This window comes from Agrobacterium sp. 33MFTa1.1 (assembly GCF_004328495.1).
In the GTDB taxonomy this organism is placed as follows: domain Bacteria; phylum Pseudomonadota; class Alphaproteobacteria; order Rhizobiales; family Rhizobiaceae; genus Agrobacterium; species Agrobacterium pusense.
The window spans coordinates 950,872-966,982 of sequence record NZ_CP036358.1; the positions used below are offsets into that span (position 1 = coordinate 950,872).

A 16,111-nucleotide genomic window follows, 5' to 3' on the forward strand; every position below is an offset into this window, starting at 1 on the left:
CCCCTCTTAAATACAGGTAGTGCGGTTGTTCAGGCCGTCCTATGTCATATTATACCGGCAATACAAAGGAGAACTTCCCATGAAAATCACCTGGCTCGGCCATTCCGCCTTCCGTCTGGAAAACGGCAGCGCGAAGATTCTCATCGATCCGTTTTTCACCGGCAACCCCGGTTTTGCAGGGCAGGATGGCAAGTCTGCAGCCGAAGGCGTCACCCATATTCTGCTGACCCACGGCCATGGCGACCATGTCGGAGATACCGTGCAGCTTGCCCGCGAGACGGGTGCGACCGTGCTGGCGAATGCCGATCTAGCCGCGTGGCTTTCCGCCAAGGGTGTTGCGAAGGTCGATATGGGCAATACCGGCGGCACCGTTCATTTTGACGGTTTCTCGGTTACCTTCACCAATGCGCTGCATTCCTCCGCCCAGATCACCGAGGACGGCGTTTCCCATTCGCTCGGCAATGCCAACGGCCTGATGCTGCATTTCGAGGACGGTCCGGCCGTCTACCATATGGGCGATACGGATATCTTCTCCGACATGAAGCTCATCAATGAACTGCATCAGCCTGATATCGGTCTCGTGCCGATCGGTGACCGCTTTACCATGGGCGGAGCTGTGGCGGCGCTTGCCTGCCAGCGCTTCTTCAAGTTCCAGCACGTGCTTCCCTGCCATTACGGCTCCTTCCCGATAATCGACCAGACGCCGGAGAAATTCGTGGCCGGCATGGAAGGCGCCGAAGCGCGCGTCCATACACCCAGGGCGGGCGACGTCCTGTCCTTCTAAGCGTCAACGCCGCATGTCGTGAGCGCAAAACCGCCGCCGAGTTAGCCGCGACATGCTTTCTACCGTTGCGAAGGACGGACATGGTCATTATAGCGAATGGGAAATATCCCATCGGAGTAAAACCATGTCCGTCGATCTCGCCACCGTAAAGCGTGTTGCGCGCCTTGCCCGTATCGCTGTCACTGAAGACGAAGCACAGAACATGCTCGGCCAGCTGAATGGCATACTCGGTTTCGTGGAGCAGCTTTCGGAAGTGAATGTGGATGGCGTCGAGCCGATGACGTCGGTGACGCCGGTGGCGATGAAGAAGCGCGCCGACGAGGTGACCGATGGCGACAAGGCGGACGACATCGTCGCCAACGCGCCCGCGACCGATCGCAATTTCTTCATGGTGCCGAAAGTGGTCGAGTAATCGATCCATCTTGCCGCCCGATTTTTCCGAGATTTTCGAAAGCCGTTGCCGACCATGACCGACCTGACGAGCCTGACCATTGCCGAAGCCCGCGAGAAGCTGAAGGCGAAAGAATTTTCCGCCCTTGAGCTCACCGACGCCTATCTCTCCGCCATCGACACCGCCAACGGTGCGCTGAACGCCTATGTGGCGACGACGCCCGAAAAGGCGCGCGAGATGGCGAAAGCCTCCGACGGCCGTATTGCTGCCGGTTCCGCGGGTGAGCTGGAAGGCATTCCGCTCGGCGTTAAAGACCTTTTCGCAACGCGTGACATTCACACCCAGGCCTGCTCGCACATCCTCGATGGCTTCAAGCCGAAATACGAATCCACCGTCACCCAGAACCTCTGGGATCAGGGCGCCGTCATGCTCGGCAAGCTCAACATGGACGAATTCGCCATGGGCTCGTCCAATGAAAGCTCCTGGTACGGCCCGGCCATCAACCCGTGGCGCGCCAATGGTTCCGAGCAGAAGCTGGTGCCTGGCGGCTCCTCGGGCGGTTCGGCCGCAGCCGTTGCCGCGCATCTTTGCGCCGGCGCCACCGCAACCGATACCGGCGGTTCCATCCGCCAGCCGGCGGCTTTCACCGGCACCGTCGGCATCAAGCCCACTTACGGCCGCTGCTCGCGCTTCGGCATTGTCGCTTACGCCTCGTCGCTCGATCAGGCTGGCCCGATTGCCCGAGACGTGCGCGACGCGGCCATCCTGCTGAAGACCATGGCTAGCGTCGACGCCAAGGACACGACCTCGGTTGACCTTCCTGTGCCGGATTACGAAAAGGCCATCGGTCAATCGCTGAAGGGGCTGAAGATCGGTATCCCCCGGGAATACCGCGTTGACGGCATGCCTGACGAAATCGAAAAGCTCTGGGCCAAGGGCGTCGAATGGCTGCGCGACGCCGGTGCAGAGGTGGTCGACATCTCGCTGCCGCACACCAAATATGCGCTTCCCGCCTATTACATCGTCGCACCGGCAGAGGCCTCGTCCAACCTTGCCCGTTATGACGGCGTCCGCTACGGCCTGCGCGTCGACGGCAAGGACATTGCCGACATGTACGAAAAGAGCCGCGCCGCCGGTTTCGGCAAGGAAGTGCAGCGTCGCATCATGGTCGGCACCTATGTACTTTCGGCCGGTTATTACGACGCCTATTATCTCAAGGCGCAGAAGGTCCGCACGCTCATCAAGCGCGACTTCGAAAACGTCTTCCACGAGGGTGTGGACGCCATTCTGGCGCCGATCACGCCGTCTTCCGCCTTCGCGGTCGGTGATGAGGAGCTCGCCTCCGATCCCGTCAAGATGTACCTGCAGGACGTCTTCACCATCACCGTCAACATGGCCGGTCTTCCCGGCCTCTCGGTGCCTGCTGGTCTTGATGGCAAGGGCCTGCCGCTTGGCCTGCAGCTCATCGGCAAGCCGTTCGAAGAAGAAACGCTGTTCAAGACGGCCCACGCCATCGAGCAGGCAGCGGGCAAGTTCACGCCTGCCAAGTGGTGGTAAGCAGTCTCAAGCTCAGACAGATGAACGAAGCCGATCGCGATGCGGTCGGCTTTGTCGGTTTTGCCGCATGGCGTGCCGGTGAAGCCTTCGACGCCGCCTATCTCGATTCCCATGTCATCGAGTGGGTGAGGGGCGAATTCGAAAGCTTCGCCAAGTCTCCGACCGGTGATGTCGTCGTGGCCGAAATCGACGGTGTTGTCGTCGGTTGGGGCGCTTGTGATGCCAAGCCTCATCATATTTCCGATCTGTGGGTGGACCCGAACTGGCAGGGCAAGGGGATTGGCAAAGCGCTGATCCTCCACTTTCTCGACAGGATGCGGGCTGCGGGCCTGCCGCTTGCCACCATCGACACCCATGCGAGAAATCGCGCCGCCATAGGTCTTTACCAGCGTTGCGGCTTTCAGATCGTCTGGCGCGGCATGGAATGGTCCGACATCATGAAAGTCGAACTTGAGAAGGTGAAGCTGGAGCAAAAGCTCTCTTAACTTGTGACACCGTCGATGCCGCGTCGCGAAATGCCGGGCGACGGCATTGCCGCCGCCCGGTCAGTTTATCGGTTGTCCAGCTCACCCCTCACAAGTTCCAGCCCGCGCGTGGTAATGCGGTAGGGCTTGCCACCGGAGGAGGCTATGGCTCGCTTCCGTTTCAGCTTGCGGAAGGTGAGAAGGTCGAGGCCGCTGAAAATCCATCCTTCGCGCGTGAAGAGCGAAAGTTTTTCAATGTTGCGGGCGTCGTCTCGAACGAGTTCAATTCTGCCGCCCTGGGCGAGCAGGTGAAGAATGCGCTGTTCGGCGCGGGAAATGTCCATTGTTGGAAGTCCGGTCGGCGTCTTCTAGACGCGTGAAAGCAAACCCGGGTGCCGTTAGGGCATCCGGCTCGGTTTCATTTGGCCCGGCGCGCAAGAAACTTGCGGGCAGGGCCTTTACCGGGACTCCGATTGAGCGAACATAAAAACTCCGTTCTTGCTCCTTTTGGGTAATGGGCCAAACCGGCGCGGTCAAGCCCGCAGGGAGCGGTAAAACCACGCTGGTCGAATCGCACCCGCAATGGTTTACTTCAAACGGCCAAGGAGGGCGCGGCTTGATCGTCATTCGCAACGCGTATGAGCAGGAAGCGGAGGTTCTGGCGGCCATCGGCCTCAGGGCGTGGCGGCAGGCAACCGCGGCTCTCGGCATCACACCGACGCTTTACGACAATGCGGCGAGCGCCTTTTCCAATTTCACCCGCTCATCGTGGCTTGCCATCCGCGTCGCGGAACTGGGCGGCTCGGTTGCGGGTTGGGCCGCGCGGGAGCATTTTGACGAGGCGATTTCCGACTTCTGGATCGATCCGGAGTTTCAGCGGAGGGGCGTCGGCAGCCGCCTGCTGGGCGACATCGAACGACTGATAGAGGAAAAGGGCTTCGAGACCATACGGCTTGAAACCCATGCCCAGAATGAACCGGCCGTCGCCTTTTTCCGCTACCATGGCTATAGCATTCGCTGGCTCTCGGTTTCCTATGCGCCGAAGCTGGACCGCGAGGTGCAATCGGTGGGCCTGCAGAAGCAACTGGCTGAGGTCGAGAGTGGTCTTTACGGGCCGGCGTTCTGAAACAGGGTTTGTAGAGTGGCCATCAGCCGCATCGGCCAGTCCGGCGTGATGAGGAGCGATGCGACGAGGCCCGCCTGCAAGATGACGATCGATATCAGCTTGCTGCGAAACGGTTCTTTGCGGGTTTTGTGCCGCAGCAACCTTTGCGCCGAGATAGCGCCCGCACTGCCACCCACGAGCGCGAGCAAAAGCAGCGTGCTTTCCCGGATACGCCATCCGCCATTCCTCGCCGCTTCCTTGTCCCACCAATAGACAAGAAAGACGAAGAGATTGAAGGCGATATAGGCCAGGAAGCAGAGAGCGATCGTTTGCATGGCGTGAATTGAAACCTGTAAGGGTAAAAAACGCGTATCCGATGTCTTCGAAAATTCCGGCCGTCGCGCGACGGGGTGCAAGATGTCTTGCGCCAGCGCTTCATTTGTTCTACCCACCAAGGCCAAAGAACCCGTATATCGTGAGCTTCAGATGACCCTTGTAGACGTGCGCACCCCCGACCCGAAACGCTTCATTCCCGGCGCCACCGGCGATTGGGAAATCGTGATCGGCATGGAGGTGCATGCGCAGGTTCTCTCCAATTCCAAGCTGTTCTCCGGCGCCTCCACCACCTTCGGCAACGCGCCGAATTCCAACGTGTCGCTGGTGGATGCGGCCATGCCCGGCATGCTGCCTGTTATCAACGAGGAATGCGTGAAGCAGGCGGTGCGCACCGGTCTCGGCCTCAAGGCCAAGATCAACAATCGCTCGATCTTCGACCGCAAGAACTACTTCTATCCCGATTTGCCGCAGGGCTATCAGATTTCGCAGTTCAAGGATCCGATCGTAGGCGAAGGCACCATCACCATTTCGCTTGGTCCCGACCGTCAGGGCAATTTCGAGGATATCGAGATTGGCATCGAGCGCCTGCATCTGGAGCAGGACGCCGGCAAGTCGATGCACGACCAGCACCCGACCATGTCCTTCGTGGACCTGAACCGTTCGGGCGTGGCGCTGATGGAAATCGTCTCCAAGCCGGACATGCGTTCGTCGGATGAGGCGAAGGCCTATCTCACCAAGCTGCGCTCCATCGTGCGTTACCTTGGCACCTGCGACGGCAACATGGACGAAGGCTCCATGCGCGCCGACGTCAACGTCTCCGTGCGCCGTCCGGGCGAAGGCTTCGGCACGCGCTGCGAGATCAAGAACGTCAACTCCATCCGCTTCGTCGGCCAGGCCATCGAATATGAGGCGCGTCGCCAGATCGCCATTCTGGAAGATGGCGGCGTCATCGATCAGGAAACCCGCCTGTTCGATCCCGGCAAGGGCGAAACGCGGTCCATGCGCTCCAAGGAAGACGCGCATGATTATCGCTATTTCCCCGATCCGGACCTGCTGCCGCTCGAATTTGATGATGCTTTCGTTGAGGCACTGAAGGTCGATCTGCCGGAACTGCCTGATGACAAAAAGGCTCGTTTCGTCGCTGATCTCGGTCTCTCGGTCTACGACGCCTCGATCCTCGTCTCGGAAAAAGCGATTGCCGATTATTACGAAGCCGTCGCCGCCGGACGTGATCCGAAGGCTGCCGCCAACTGGGTCATCAACGACCTGCTCGGAGCGCTGAACAAGTCTGGCAAGGACATCGAGACGACCCCGGTGTCGCCCGAACAGCTCGGCGGCATTATCGATCTCATCAAGGCTGAGACCATCTCCGGCAAGATCGCCAAGGACCTGTTTGAAATCGTCTGGAACGAGGGCGGTAATCCGGCCGAGATCGTTGAAGCCCGCGGCATGAAACAGGTGACCGACACCGGCGCCATCGAAAAGGCTGTCGACGAGATCATCGCCGCCAACCCGGATCAGGTCGAGAAGGTCAAGGCGAAGCCGACGCTCGCCGGCTGGTTCGTCGGCCAGGTCATGAAGGCGACGGGCGGCAAGGCTAACCCGCAGGCGGTGCAGGCGCTGGTCAAGGCGAAGCTCGGAATCGAAGACGAATAGGAACTGTGGGTCGGAGCGGCCCTCAGAAAAGGTTGAGGAAGACGGTAGACCTCTCCTTCGTCATCCTCGGGCTTGTTCCGAGGATCTAACGAGCCACAAGGTTCACCGTGTTTAGATCCTCGGGACAAGCCCGAGGATGACGTCCAGCAAGGGCGACTGACATCACTTCTGCCGGGATCAACGCCCGGCATTTCTGTTTCAAGACGGAGCCAGATCATGTTTTTCATCCGCACAGCCAGCCTGCGTGACATCGAGCCAGTCCGGGCGCTGCTCGCGACGACATGGCACGCGACCTATGACGCGATCTACGGCGCGGATAAGGTCAACCAGCTGATCGCAGCCTGGCATTCGCCGCAGGCCATGAAAGACCACGTCGAAAAGAAAGGCGGCGAGTTCCTTGTCGCCGATGACGGCAAGCGGATCGGCGGCATGGCTTACGGCTCCATGTCGACCAAGATGGCGAAGACGGCGCTGTTGCACCAGCTTTACGTGGCGCCCGATTTACAGCGGCAGGGTGTCGGCCGCGATCTCTTCGCAGAGCTAGAAACCTGCTTTCCCGACGCGGAAATCATGCGGCTTGAGGTTGAGCCCAAAAATACTGTCGCAATCAACTTCTATGAAGGCGTCGGATTTGTCGAGGTGGACCGAATCGAGCGCATGGCGGGTATCGAGGGGCTGCCCGGCATCGTGATGGAAAAGAGCCTGACCCGATGAACGTGACCCTGGAAAATCTGATAATTCGAACGGCCCGTGAAGACGATCTGCCGGCGCTCGCCGCCATTTTTGCCGCTGACGAGATCGGCGGCCACGGCGATACGGCCGACGAATCGGCACAGCCCGATTATCTTGCCGCCTTCCGGGCAATCGAGGCGTCGCCGAGCGAAACGCTTTACGTCGCCGAACTGGATGGCGAGGTGGTCGGCACCTTTCAGACGGCGATCCTGACCAAGCTCGTCGGGCAAGGGGCCAGGTCTATGGTCATCGAAGCGGTGCAGACACGGGCCGACATGCGCGGTCGCGGCATCGGCGCGGTAATGATCAATTATTGTCTTGATGAAGCCCGCCGTCAGGGCCTGAAAGCCGCGCAACTCACCTCCAACATGGCCCGGCTGGACGCGCACCGCTTCTACGAGCGGCTGGGTTTCGAGAAGCGGCATCTGGGCTTCAGGATGAAGCTGAAATAGCACGGATATATCTTGAAATGCTGGACAATTGGCGTGAGGGGCGGCATAAGCATGTCTTGTGCCGTGCACGGAAAATCGCTGCGGCGCATTCAAGCCTGAGGAACGTAGAATGAAGACTCTCCTGACGCAAATCTTCACCTGGTGGAACGGCCAGACGATCGGAACGCGGTTTCACACCTGGCGTTTCGGCAAGAAGGTGGGGCAGGACGAGTTGGGTAACACCTATTACGAAGGCGGCACCACCTCCTGGGGCATGCCGCGCCGCTGGGTGATCTATAACGGCTACGCTGAGGCCTCTGCCATTCCGCCCGGCTGGCATGGCTGGATGCATTACCGCACCGACGTTCCGCCGAGCCAGGAAAGCTACGTTGCGCGCGAGTGGCAGAAGCCGCACCAGCCAAACCTCACAGGCTCGTCCAAGGCCTATCGCCCTCAGGGCTCGCTGGCTGTGGCCGGGGAGCGCCCGCGTGTGACCGGCGACTACGACGCCTGGACACCCGGCAACTGAGCTATCGCGATGCGCGGTGTTGTGCAAAACGCCGCGCATGCATCCGGCCTCACCGGTTTTTGCCACATTCCGCCCTTAGGCGTTGATCCGGTCGGCGTCCCGACACAGGCAAATTTTGGAGACACATCGTATGAGGAAAATCACGCGGGACCGTTCTTTGCGTGCGCTGACGGTGACGCTGTTCGCGGCGGTTTCTGCTGCCTTCCTCATTTCGCCCGTCTCCGCCGCCCGGCTTGAAAACCGTGTTGCAGTCTTTTCCGGCATCGACAAGATCACGGGCCGCATCACGTCCTTCGATGTCTATATCGATGAGACGGTGCAGTTCGGCGCGCTTCAGGTCACGCCGAAGGTCTGTTATTCGCGCGACCAGACGGAAGCGCAGAAGATCGACGCATTTGTCGAAGTGGATGAAATCACCCTCGACCGTAAAATCCGTCGCATCTTCACCGGCTGGATGTTCGCCGACAGCCCCGGCCTCAACGCCGTGGAACACCCGATCTATGACGTATGGCTGACGGGTTGCAAACAGGACTCGGAAGTGCCTGCTCCCTCTACGGCAAGCAAATAACCCAAGGTAACGTCTAGAATTGCAGACTCGGCCGATTGACGGCGACGTCGAGCATTTTCGCATATTCAAGCTTCGGCACATCGATGGCGCCGAACGTTTTCAAATGCTCCGTCGTGAATTGAGTGTCGAGCAGCACGAAGCCACTTGCTTTTAATCTCTCCACCAGATGCACGAGGCAAATCTTCGATGCATTGGTGCGACGGGAGAACATGCTTTCGCCGAAGAATGCCGCTCCCAGCGAAACGCCGTAGAGTCCGCCGACAAGCTCCTTGCCTTCCCAGGCCTCGACGCTATGGGCATGGCCGATCTGATGCAGTTCGCTATAAAGCTTGCGAATGGTGGCGTTGATCCAGGTACTTGGCCTGTCCGGCGCCTCTGCGGCGCAGCCCGCCATGACAGCCTCGAAAGCGGTGTTGAAGCGTATGTCGAATGGCTTCTTGCGCATCGCTTTGGCGAGGCTTTTGGAAATGTGGAAGGAATTGAGCGGGATGATACCGCGCACCTCCGGCTCGACCCAGAAAAGCTCGGGATCGTCAGCCGAATCGGCCATCGGAAACAGGCCGGCGGAATAGGCGCGCAGCAGGATATCGACCGTTATGTCGTTATTTCTGCTGCGCCGCCCAGCCATATCGTCTTAGTGAGACGCGTCACCGGCCAGATATTTTTCCAGCCAGTGAATATCATAATCGCCCTTCAGGATATCCTCATTCTGAAGAAGATCCTGGAAAAGCGGCAGCGTGGTCTTGATGCCGTCGACGACGAATTCGTCGAGCGCCCGACGCAGGCGGCGAATGCATTCGTCACGGTCGCGGCCGTGAACGATGAGCTTGCCGATCATGCTGTCGTAATAGGGCGGGATCTTGTAGCCCTGATAGGCGCCCGAATCGACGCGCACACCAAGGCCGCCCGGCGTGTGGAAATAGGTCAGCGTGCCAGGCGAGGGAACGAAGGTGCGCGGGTCTTCGGCATTGATACGGCATTCGATGGCGTGGCCATGGAATTCGATATCGGCCTGCGTGACCGAGAGGCCCTGACCCGATGCGACGCGGATCTGTTCCTGCACGAGATCCATGCCGGTAATCGCTTCCGTGACCGGATGCTCCACCTGCAGACGCGTGTTCATTTCGATGAAATAGAACTCGCCGTTTTCATAAAGGAACTCGATGGTGCCGGCACCGCGATATTTCAGCTTGCGCATGGCGCTCGCGCAAATCTCGCCGATCTTCATGCGCTGTTCAACCGTCAGAGCCGGAGAGTTGGCTTCTTCCAGCACCTTCTGGTGGCGACGCTGCAACGAGCAATCGCGCTCTCCGAGATGAATGGCATTGCCTTCACCGTCGCCGAACACCTGCACTTCGATATGGCGTGGCTTGCCGAGGTACTTTTCCATGTAGACGGCGTCGTTGCCGAATGCTGCTGCCGCTTCGGAGCGGGCAGTCGCAACGGCCTCTTCCAGATCGGCCTCGGTCTTCGCCACCTTCATGCCGCGACCACCGCCGCCGGCGGTTGCCTTGATGAGGACCGGAAAGCCGATCGTGCGTGCGATTTCCAGCGCGTTCTCAGGCTTCACTTCGCCATCGGAGCCGGGAACCACGGGGATACCGAGTTCCTGCGCCGTCTGCTTGGCGGTGATCTTGTCGCCCATGATGCGGATATGCTCGGCGGTCGGCCCGATGAAGGTGATACCGTGCGCGTCAAGGATATCGGCAAACTTGGCGTTTTCCGACAGGAAGCCGTAGCCGGGGTGAACGGCGTCCGCACCTGTTATTTCGCAGGCCGCAACGATCTGGTGGATGTTGAGGTAGCTGTCACGCGAAGGCGGCGGGCCGATGCATACGCTTTCGTCGGCGAGGCGCACATGCATGGCGTCCGCGTCCGCCGTGGAATGCACAGCGACGGTGGGGATGCCAAGCTCCTTGGCGGCGCGCAGGACGCGCAGCGCAATTTCGCCGCGGTTGGCTATGAGGATCTTCGAAACCATGCTGAACCGCCTTTATTCGATGACCACGAGGGCTTCGCCATACTCCACGGGCTGTGCGTCGTTGACGATGATTTCCACAACCTTGCCGGACTTCGGAGCCGGGATCTGGTTCATGGTCTTCATGGCCTCGACGATGAGAAGTGTCTGGCCTTCCTTGACGGTTGCGCCGACTTCGATGAAGGGGCGGGCACCGGGGGCTGGCGAGAGATAGACGGTGCCAACCATGGGCGAAGACACGGTGTTTGCCGGGTTGCGTGCCGGTGCAGCGGCTGCTGCCGGTGCAGCAGGGGCCGCGATTGCCGGCGCGGCGGGCGCTGCTGCGGGAGCCGGTGCGTAAGCGGGCGGTGCTGCGGCATAAACCGTGGCTGCGGGAGCGGCGCGCGAAACGCGGATGCGCAGGTCATCCTGCTCCACTTCGATTTCCGAAAGGTCGGTATCGTTGAGGATATTCGCGAGTTCGCGGATCAGTTCCTTGTCGATACCCTGTTTCTTTTCAGACATGACAAACCCTATTCTTTGTTTCTTTTTATGCCGTGATGTTTTTCAGCGCGTGAAGCGCCATGACGTATCCATATGGTCCGAAACCACAGACCATGCCCTTCGCTGCCGGTGAGACCATCGATTTGTGGCGGAACTCTTCCCGGGCGTGGATGTTGGAAATGTGCACTTCCACGACGGGCGTGGAAATCGCGCGAATGGCGTCGTGCAACGCGATAGAGGTGTGGCTGTAAGCGCCGGGATTGATGACGACACCCGCCGCCCTTTCTCCCGCCTCATGCAACCAGTCCACGAGCACGCCTTCGTGGTTGGACTGGCGGAATTCCACTGCGAAACCGAGATCGGCACCGGCTTGAAGACAATCATTCTCGATGTCCTTCAGCGTCTTGCCACCATAGATACCCGGTTCCCTTTTTCCCAGCATGTTGAGATTGGGGCCGTTGATGACGATGATGATGTTGCTCATTCACGTTTCCATACGAAAATCAGCGACACCTATAGACTGCGCAGCCGCCAAGGAAAAGCCCCTGCAAGCCGTAAACCGGCCGCCAGGCCGGCATCTCACAGGGAATGCACTTGCTTTTTTAGCAATCAGGAGCAGGTGGCTTTACCGCAGCTGCGCATATTGGCGATTTTCTCCTTCAGCGGGTCGGCACCGACGGCGCCGAAAACCGCCTCGTCGCCGACGATATAAGACGGCGTTCCGGTGATGCCGAGGCTGTTTGCCAGCTTGTAGGTTTCCTGCACCTGCGCATCATTGGGGTTTTCCGCCATCGACTTGCGGATATCGGCTTCCTTGAGGCCGAGCGAGGTCGCGACTTCCATGGCGCTGTCCTCATTCGCCCGTCCGCGGCCGCCGAGGAGCGTGCGCTGGAACTCCGGATATTTGGCCGGCGCCAGCAGCTTCACGGCATTGGAGACCCGATGTGCGGCGACCGATTCCGGTCCGAGGATCGGGAATTCCTTGAGCACGACGCGTATTTTCTTGTCGCTCTTCAGGATGTTGTCCATGTCTCCCATGGCGCGTTTGCAATAACCGCAGTTGTAATCGAAGAACTCAACGAGTGTGACGTCGCCATCGGGATTGCCGAGTGCCAGATCGAATTTCGATTCGAAGATCGCCTTTTTGTTGTCGGCGACCGCCTCTGCCGCCTTGGCGTTGCGCGCCGCATATTGCTTGCGCTCAAGCGCATCCTGAACCTCAAGCATGATCTCCGGGTTCTCGATCAGATACTGCTTGATGAACTCGCCCATTTCCTTCTTCTGCTGCTCATCGAGCGCATGCGCGGGCAGGGAGGCGAATACCGCTGAAAGGGCCGTCACGCTGGCAAGAAGGGTGGAACGGAGAAAATGCGCCATATCGGTCCTCATTCTGTGCGGCCGGAGCCTCTTGAAATCTTATGAAGGCAATTACCTTACTTTAAGCCAAATGCCATACGGCAAAAATACTTGTCCGCATTATGGTCGCATGATTGTGAAGATTGTGATTCTGCGGCAAGTCTCTGAAATACGGTTCAGGAAAGAGCATGCCCTTGATTACGATGTCGAAGCGGAGCGCAGTCGAACCCTTTCACGCCATGGATATTCTGGCGGAGGCGAACAGGCGCAGGCAGGCGGGCCGCCCCGTCATTTCCATGGCGGTCGGCCAGCCCTCCCATCCCGCACCGAAGGCGTCGCTGGCAGCGGCTCAAGAGGCGCTGAAACATGGGCGGATCGGTTATACCGATGCGCTCGGCCTGCGCGAACTGCGGGAGGCGATTGCCGGCCATTACCGGTTGCGTCACCAGGTCGCGATTGATCCGGCTCGCATCGCCGTGACAACGGGCTCGTCAGCGGCCTTCAATCTTGCCTTTCTCAGCCTTTTCGACGCAGGCGATCATGTCGCGATCGCGAGGCCCGGTTATCCGGCCTATCGCAATATCCTGAAGGCTCTCGGCCTTAACGTCGTGGAAGTGCCGGTCACGGCTGAAACCGGCTACACGCTGACGCCGGCAAGTCTGGAGCGTGCGGAAACGAAAGCGGGCTGCAAGCTGAAGGGCGTTCTGCTGGCAAGCCCGGCCAATCCGACCGGCACCGTCACAGGCCGCGAGGCACTGAAGCGGCTTGCGACCTATTGCGAAAGCCGCGACATGGCCTTCATTTCCGATGAGATTTACCACGGCCTTACCTTCGTCGGCGAAGAGACGAGCGCACTCGAAATCACCGACAATGCGGTGGTCATCAATTCCTTCTCCAAATATTATTGCATGACGGGCTGGCGCATCGGTTGGATGGTCTTGCCGGAAAACCTCGTCCGGCCGGTCGAGTGTCTGGCCCAGAGCCTTTATATTTCCCCGCCTGAACTGTCGCAGCTTGCGGCGACCGCAGCCTTTTCGGCGGCGGAGGAACTGGATGTCTATCGGGAGAGCTATCGCACCAATCGCGATTTCCTGATGGCGCGACTGCCGGAAATAGGCCTGCCGCTGGCATCCCCCATGGACGGCGCGTTTTATGCCTATGTCGATACCAGCCGTTTTTCCAATGACAGCATGGATTTCGCAAAGCGTATGCTGGCAGAAATCGACGTGGCAGCGACACCCGGCATGGATTTCGACCCGGAGGAAGGCCATAGGGCGCTGCGCATTTCTTATGCGGGTTCCGTGTCTGACATTGCCGAGGCCGTTGGGCGTATAGCCGGCTGGCTGAAATAATCGGGTATCATACGGTGGAGAGATCAGGCGGGCGTGCAGCCAAAGGTGCTGTTGAACGCCTTTTCACCCTTGGCAGTAAATGTCAGCACACGGCCGTTTCCGCGCCGCAACCAGTCGCGCTGCTGCATCGCTTCAAGAAGCGATGCGCCAAGCCCGCCGCCGAGGTGATGCCGGCGTTCGCTCCAGTCCAGGCAATGCAGGCAGACCGGGCGGCGGGCCTTTTCGAGCGGCGAAAGGTCTATGCCGAAGTTCGAGAAGAATTCGCGTCCGCTCTCCGTTAAGGCAGGATCATCACCTAACGTCACGAGCCCCTTTGCCGTAATGGCGGCAAGCAGTGCCACGCCGCTTTCCCCGGCCAGATGATCGTAGCAGATGCGCGCCTCACGCAGCGCCTTGTCCTTCGGCCCGGTGCGCACACGTACCGCGCCAGTGCGTTGGGCAAGCCCCATCAACGCTTCCAGAACCTGCGCCACATCCTCATCGGAGAGGCGGAAATATCGATGCCGCCCCTGTTTTTCCGCTTTCAGCAATTGTGCGTCCGAGAGCTTTGACAGGTGCCCGCTCGCAGTTTGCAGGGTCACACCCGCGGCCTCCGCGAGCTCGCTCGCGGTCAGCGCGCGCCCGTCCATCAGCGCCGTCAAGATGTTGGCGCGGGCAGGATCGCCGATAAGGGCGGCAACATTGGCAATCACGGGTCCGTCTTTCATGCTTCGATGGTAACCGAAGCATCGAGGCATGGCAATGGCGTAGAAGGGAGAGGCAGAACATGAGGAGACAAACGATGCTGACCTGTTTCATCCGCTACGAGATCGATCCGTTCAAGGTCGATGCCTTCGAACGCTATGCCCGCAACTGGGGAGAGGCGATCCCGCGTTGCGGGGCTGATCTGATCGGTTATTACGCGCCGAAAGAGGGATCGAGCACCATTGCCTACGGTGTCTACAACATCGAAAACCTCGCCGCTTACGAAGCCTATAGGGCGCGGCTCGCCGCCGATCCGGCCGGGCAGGAAAATTATGAATTCGCGCGCCGCGAACAATTCATCCGTCGCGAGGACCGGCTGTTTCTGCGCCTCGCGTCCGCCCCCCACGCGGGAGCCGGACGATGATTGCCGTTATTTTTGAGGTCTGGCCAGCCGCAGGCGAGAAGCAACATTATCTGGATATGGCCGCCGGCCTGCGGGCAGAACTTGAAACCATCGACGGTTTCCTCTCCGTCGAGCGGTTTCAGAGCATCGGCAATCCGGACAAGATGCTCTCCTTGTCGTTCTTCCGTGATGAGGAGGCGGTGAAGGCGTGGCGCAACACCCTGCCTCATCGCGCCGCCCAGTCGCTCGGCCGGACTGGCGTCTTCTCCGATTACAGGTTGCGTATCGCGCATGTGATGCGTGACTATGGTTTGCAGGAGAGGGAGGAAGCACCGGCGGATAGCCGGTCTGCTCACCCAACGGGTGTCGGCCCGGGCTGACGCATCAGCATCAATTTTTCTGCATGCCTCGACAAGCCTTTCTGGTTCGAACTCGTCTTGGAAACCCGTTAAAGATGAGACAGTTTAAGCTGAAGAAGGACCGCCATACGGGCTGTCCGTCAGACCTGGAATGGGAGAAAAGCGATGTCGGCAGAAAAAGTGGCGGTGGTGACGGCAGGCGGCAGCGGCATGGGAGCTGCCGTTGCGAAACGCCTGGCCGCGGATGGTTACAAGCTCGCTATCCTGTCGTCTTCTGGCAAGGGAGAGGCGCTGGCGAAAGAGTTGGGCGGCATCGGCGTTACCGGTTCCAACCAGTCCAATGAAGACCTGCAACGGCTGACGGATCTGGCGCTTGAGAGATTCGGCCGTATCGACGTGCTGGTGAACAGCGCCGGCCATGGCCCGCGCGCCGCCATCCTCGATATTACCGACGAACAATGGCATACCGGGCTCGATGTCTACCTCATGAACGTCATTCGCCCGACGCGCATCATCGCCCCGGTCATGGTAAGGCAGAGGGCGGGCGCGATCGTCAACATCTCGACTGCCTGGGCTTTCGAACCGAGCAGCATGTTCCCCACATCCGCCGTGTTCCGCGCCGGCCTTGCCTCCTACACCAAGATTTTTGCCGATACCTACGCAGCCGATAATGTCCGCATGAACAATGTCCTTCCCGGCTGGATCGACAGCCTGCCGGCGACGGAAGAACGCCGCGAAAGCGTTCCGATGCAACGTTACGGCAAGAGCGAAGAGATCGCCGCCACAGTGGCATTTCTCGCATCTGAGGGGGCAGGGTATATTACCGGCCAGAATATCCGCGTGGATGGTGGTCTCACGAGGTCTGTCTGACGGTTGGCCTCTCCCACTCCTCATCCCGTGCCTGTTAAAGGGATCCAGCCCAGGTCTTTGGGCTGAAAGGACG

The 16,111-nt window shown here is 59.7% G+C and carries 22 protein-coding genes; 14 read left to right on the forward strand and 8 right to left on the reverse strand.

Annotated features, from left to right (window positions below; all coding sequences use genetic code 11):
* The first annotated feature begins 79 nt into the window (after window positions 1-79).
* The 4 genes from EYD00_RS04820 (at window position 80) to EYD00_RS04835 (ending at window position 3,217) form a co-directional block, all read left to right on the forward strand.
* Window positions 80-784, forward strand: a complete 705-nt coding sequence (locus EYD00_RS04820) for a metal-dependent hydrolase (RefSeq protein ID WP_004441396.1) — start codon at window positions 80-82, stop codon at window positions 782-784.
* A 124-nt stretch (window positions 785-908) separates the two neighbouring features.
* The gene (gene gatC, locus EYD00_RS04825; RefSeq protein WP_004441400.1) at window positions 909-1,196 is read left to right on the forward strand and encodes an Asp-tRNA(Asn)/Glu-tRNA(Gln) amidotransferase subunit GatC; all 288 of its coding nucleotides are present in this window, start codon (window positions 909-911) and stop codon (window positions 1,194-1,196) included.
* A gap of 54 nt (window positions 1,197-1,250) precedes the next feature.
* Window positions 1,251-2,732, forward strand: a complete 1,482-nt coding sequence (gene gatA / locus EYD00_RS04830; RefSeq protein ID WP_004441402.1) for an Asp-tRNA(Asn)/Glu-tRNA(Gln) amidotransferase subunit GatA — start codon at window positions 1,251-1,253, stop codon at window positions 2,730-2,732.
* A gap of 20 nt (window positions 2,733-2,752) precedes the next feature.
* The gene (locus EYD00_RS04835) at window positions 2,753-3,217 is read left to right on the forward strand and encodes a GNAT family N-acetyltransferase (RefSeq protein WP_004441403.1); all 465 of its coding nucleotides are present in this window, start codon (window positions 2,753-2,755) and stop codon (window positions 3,215-3,217) included.
* 65 nt (window positions 3,218-3,282) lie between these two features.
* On the opposite strand, the gene EYD00_RS04840 is transcribed toward EYD00_RS04835, so the two are convergent.
* Window positions 3,283-3,540 carry a YjhX family toxin gene (locus EYD00_RS04840; RefSeq protein WP_004441405.1) on the reverse strand — a complete coding sequence of 86 codons (258 nt, stop codon included), beginning with the start codon at window positions 3,538-3,540 and terminating at the stop codon, window positions 3,283-3,285.
* A gap of 272 nt (window positions 3,541-3,812) precedes the next feature.
* Here EYD00_RS04840 and EYD00_RS04845 point away from each other — a divergent pair, with 272 nt between their 5' ends.
* A complete protein-coding gene (locus EYD00_RS04845) occupies window positions 3,813-4,322 on the forward strand; it encodes a GNAT family N-acetyltransferase (RefSeq protein ID WP_004441407.1) in 510 nt (169 codons plus the stop codon).
* Here the strand turns inward: EYD00_RS04845 and EYD00_RS04850 are convergent.
* Window positions 4,304-4,636: a DUF1294 domain-containing protein gene (locus EYD00_RS04850; RefSeq protein WP_034496217.1), complete on the reverse strand. Its 333-nt coding sequence runs from the start codon at window positions 4,634-4,636 to the stop codon at window positions 4,304-4,306. The genes EYD00_RS04845 and EYD00_RS04850 overlap by 19 nt on opposite strands.
* Window positions 4,637-4,787: 151 nt before the next feature.
* Here EYD00_RS04850 and gatB point away from each other — a divergent pair, with 151 nt between their 5' ends.
* The 5 genes from gatB (at window position 4,788) to EYD00_RS04875 (ending at window position 8,553) form a co-directional block, all read left to right on the forward strand.
* Window positions 4,788-6,293 carry an Asp-tRNA(Asn)/Glu-tRNA(Gln) amidotransferase subunit GatB gene (gene gatB / locus EYD00_RS04855; protein WP_004441410.1) on the forward strand — a complete coding sequence of 502 codons (1,506 nt, stop codon included), beginning with the start codon at window positions 4,788-4,790 and terminating at the stop codon, window positions 6,291-6,293.
* Between the two features lie 216 nt (window positions 6,294-6,509).
* Window positions 6,510-7,007, forward strand: coding sequence for a GNAT family N-acetyltransferase (locus tag EYD00_RS04860; protein WP_004441411.1), 498 nt, complete (start codon window positions 6,510-6,512; stop codon window positions 7,005-7,007).
* Window positions 7,004-7,477 (forward strand): GNAT family N-acetyltransferase, encoded by a 474-nt coding sequence (locus tag EYD00_RS04865; protein WP_004441413.1) that lies wholly within the window; start codon window positions 7,004-7,006, stop codon window positions 7,475-7,477. Before EYD00_RS04860 ends, EYD00_RS04865 begins: the two co-directional genes overlap by 4 nt.
* 109 nt (window positions 7,478-7,586) lie before the next feature.
* Window positions 7,587-7,985, forward strand: a complete 399-nt coding sequence (locus EYD00_RS04870) for an NADH:ubiquinone oxidoreductase subunit NDUFA12 (RefSeq protein WP_004441414.1) — start codon at window positions 7,587-7,589, stop codon at window positions 7,983-7,985.
* Window positions 7,986-8,115: 130 nt separating this feature from the next.
* Window positions 8,116-8,553, forward strand: coding sequence for a DUF2155 domain-containing protein (locus EYD00_RS04875; RefSeq protein WP_004441417.1), 438 nt, complete (start codon window positions 8,116-8,118; stop codon window positions 8,551-8,553).
* Between the two features lie 13 nt (window positions 8,554-8,566).
* Here EYD00_RS04875 and aat read toward each other — a convergent pair whose 3' ends face one another.
* From aat to EYD00_RS04900, 5 genes are all read right to left on the reverse strand, one after another.
* Window positions 8,567-9,181: a leucyl/phenylalanyl-tRNA--protein transferase gene (gene aat, locus EYD00_RS04880; protein WP_004441420.1), complete on the reverse strand. Its 615-nt coding sequence runs from the start codon at window positions 9,179-9,181 to the stop codon at window positions 8,567-8,569.
* A 6-nt stretch (window positions 9,182-9,187) separates the two neighbouring features.
* Window positions 9,188-10,534: an acetyl-CoA carboxylase biotin carboxylase subunit gene (accC, locus tag EYD00_RS04885; protein ID WP_004441425.1), complete on the reverse strand. Its 1,347-nt coding sequence runs from the start codon at window positions 10,532-10,534 to the stop codon at window positions 9,188-9,190.
* 12 nt (window positions 10,535-10,546) lie between these two features.
* The gene (gene accB / locus EYD00_RS04890; protein WP_004441427.1) at window positions 10,547-11,035 is read right to left on the reverse strand and encodes an acetyl-CoA carboxylase biotin carboxyl carrier protein; all 489 of its coding nucleotides are present in this window, start codon (window positions 11,033-11,035) and stop codon (window positions 10,547-10,549) included.
* A gap of 25 nt (window positions 11,036-11,060) precedes the next feature.
* Entirely contained in the window at window positions 11,061-11,498 is a 438-nt protein-coding gene (aroQ, locus tag EYD00_RS04895) for a type II 3-dehydroquinate dehydratase (protein WP_004441429.1), read from the reverse strand.
* Window positions 11,499-11,623: 125 nt separating this feature from the next.
* The gene (locus EYD00_RS04900) at window positions 11,624-12,391 is read right to left on the reverse strand and encodes a DsbA family protein (RefSeq protein ID WP_004441433.1); all 768 of its coding nucleotides are present in this window, start codon (window positions 12,389-12,391) and stop codon (window positions 11,624-11,626) included.
* Between the two features lie 173 nt (window positions 12,392-12,564).
* On the opposite strand from EYD00_RS04900, the gene EYD00_RS04905 reads away from it, so the two are divergent.
* Window positions 12,565-13,722, forward strand: a complete 1,158-nt coding sequence (locus tag EYD00_RS04905; protein ID WP_006698022.1) for a pyridoxal phosphate-dependent aminotransferase — start codon at window positions 12,565-12,567, stop codon at window positions 13,720-13,722.
* Window positions 13,723-13,745: 23 nt separating this feature from the next.
* On the opposite strand, the gene EYD00_RS04910 is transcribed toward EYD00_RS04905, so the two are convergent.
* Window positions 13,746-14,429 (reverse strand): ArsR/SmtB family transcription factor, encoded by a 684-nt coding sequence (locus EYD00_RS04910; protein WP_004441439.1) that lies wholly within the window; start codon window positions 14,427-14,429, stop codon window positions 13,746-13,748.
* 74 nt (window positions 14,430-14,503) lie between these two features.
* On the opposite strand from EYD00_RS04910, the gene EYD00_RS04915 reads away from it, so the two are divergent.
* The 3 genes from EYD00_RS04915 to EYD00_RS04925 all read left to right on the forward strand — a co-directional run bounded on the left by EYD00_RS04915 (window position 14,504) and on the right by EYD00_RS04925 (window position 16,038).
* Window positions 14,504-14,830: an NIPSNAP family protein gene (locus EYD00_RS04915; RefSeq protein WP_004441442.1), complete on the forward strand. Its 327-nt coding sequence runs from the start codon at window positions 14,504-14,506 to the stop codon at window positions 14,828-14,830.
* On the forward strand, window positions 14,827-15,189 hold the full coding sequence (locus EYD00_RS04920) for an antibiotic biosynthesis monooxygenase family protein (RefSeq protein ID WP_004441445.1): 363 nt from the start codon (window positions 14,827-14,829) through the stop codon (window positions 15,187-15,189). Before EYD00_RS04915 ends, EYD00_RS04920 begins: the two co-directional genes overlap by 4 nt.
* A 144-nt stretch (window positions 15,190-15,333) precedes the next feature.
* A complete protein-coding gene (locus tag EYD00_RS04925; protein WP_004441449.1) occupies window positions 15,334-16,038 on the forward strand; it encodes an SDR family oxidoreductase in 705 nt (234 codons plus the stop codon).
* The last annotated feature ends 73 nt before the right edge of the window (window positions 16,039-16,111 follow it).

Excerpts from the sequence above, each read along its gene's own strand:
- EYD00_RS04820 (WP_004441396.1), top strand. The coding sequence starts at position 80 with ATGAAAATCACCTGGCTCGGCCATTCCGCCTTCCGTCTGGAAAACGGC.
- gatC (WP_004441400.1), top strand. The coding sequence starts at position 909 with ATGTCCGTCGATCTCGCCACCGTAAAGCGTGTTGCGCGCCTTGCCCGT.
- gatA (WP_004441402.1), top strand. The coding sequence starts at position 1,251 with ATGACCGACCTGACGAGCCTGACCATTGCCGAAGCCCGCGAGAAGCTG.
- EYD00_RS04835 (WP_004441403.1), top strand. The coding sequence starts at position 2,753 with ATGAACGAAGCCGATCGCGATGCGGTCGGCTTTGTCGGTTTTGCCGCA.
- EYD00_RS04840 (WP_004441405.1), bottom strand. The coding sequence starts at position 3,540 with ATGGACATTTCCCGCGCCGAACAGCGCATTCTTCACCTGCTCGCCCAG.
- EYD00_RS04850 (WP_034496217.1), bottom strand. The coding sequence starts at position 4,636 with ATGCAAACGATCGCTCTCTGCTTCCTGGCCTATATCGCCTTCAATCTC.
- gatB (WP_004441410.1), top strand. The coding sequence starts at position 4,788 with ATGACCCTTGTAGACGTGCGCACCCCCGACCCGAAACGCTTCATTCCC.
- EYD00_RS04860 (WP_004441411.1), top strand. The coding sequence starts at position 6,510 with ATGTTTTTCATCCGCACAGCCAGCCTGCGTGACATCGAGCCAGTCCGG.
- EYD00_RS04865 (WP_004441413.1), top strand. The coding sequence starts at position 7,004 with ATGAACGTGACCCTGGAAAATCTGATAATTCGAACGGCCCGTGAAGAC.
- EYD00_RS04870 (WP_004441414.1), top strand. The coding sequence starts at position 7,587 with ATGAAGACTCTCCTGACGCAAATCTTCACCTGGTGGAACGGCCAGACG.
- EYD00_RS04875 (WP_004441417.1), top strand. The coding sequence starts at position 8,116 with ATGAGGAAAATCACGCGGGACCGTTCTTTGCGTGCGCTGACGGTGACG.
- aat (WP_004441420.1), bottom strand. The coding sequence starts at position 9,181 with ATGGCTGGGCGGCGCAGCAGAAATAACGACATAACGGTCGATATCCTG.
- accC (WP_004441425.1), bottom strand. The coding sequence starts at position 10,534 with ATGGTTTCGAAGATCCTCATAGCCAACCGCGGCGAAATTGCGCTGCGC.
- accB (WP_004441427.1), bottom strand. The coding sequence starts at position 11,035 with ATGTCTGAAAAGAAACAGGGTATCGACAAGGAACTGATCCGCGAACTC.
- aroQ (WP_004441429.1), bottom strand. The coding sequence starts at position 11,498 with ATGAGCAACATCATCATCGTCATCAACGGCCCCAATCTCAACATGCTG.
- EYD00_RS04900 (WP_004441433.1), bottom strand. The coding sequence starts at position 12,391 with ATGGCGCATTTTCTCCGTTCCACCCTTCTTGCCAGCGTGACGGCCCTT.
- EYD00_RS04910 (WP_004441439.1), bottom strand. The coding sequence starts at position 14,429 with ATGAAAGACGGACCCGTGATTGCCAATGTTGCCGCCCTTATCGGCGAT.
- EYD00_RS04915 (WP_004441442.1), top strand. The coding sequence starts at position 14,504 with ATGCTGACCTGTTTCATCCGCTACGAGATCGATCCGTTCAAGGTCGAT.
- EYD00_RS04920 (WP_004441445.1), top strand. The coding sequence starts at position 14,827 with ATGATTGCCGTTATTTTTGAGGTCTGGCCAGCCGCAGGCGAGAAGCAA.
- EYD00_RS04925 (WP_004441449.1), top strand. The coding sequence starts at position 15,334 with ATGTCGGCAGAAAAAGTGGCGGTGGTGACGGCAGGCGGCAGCGGCATG.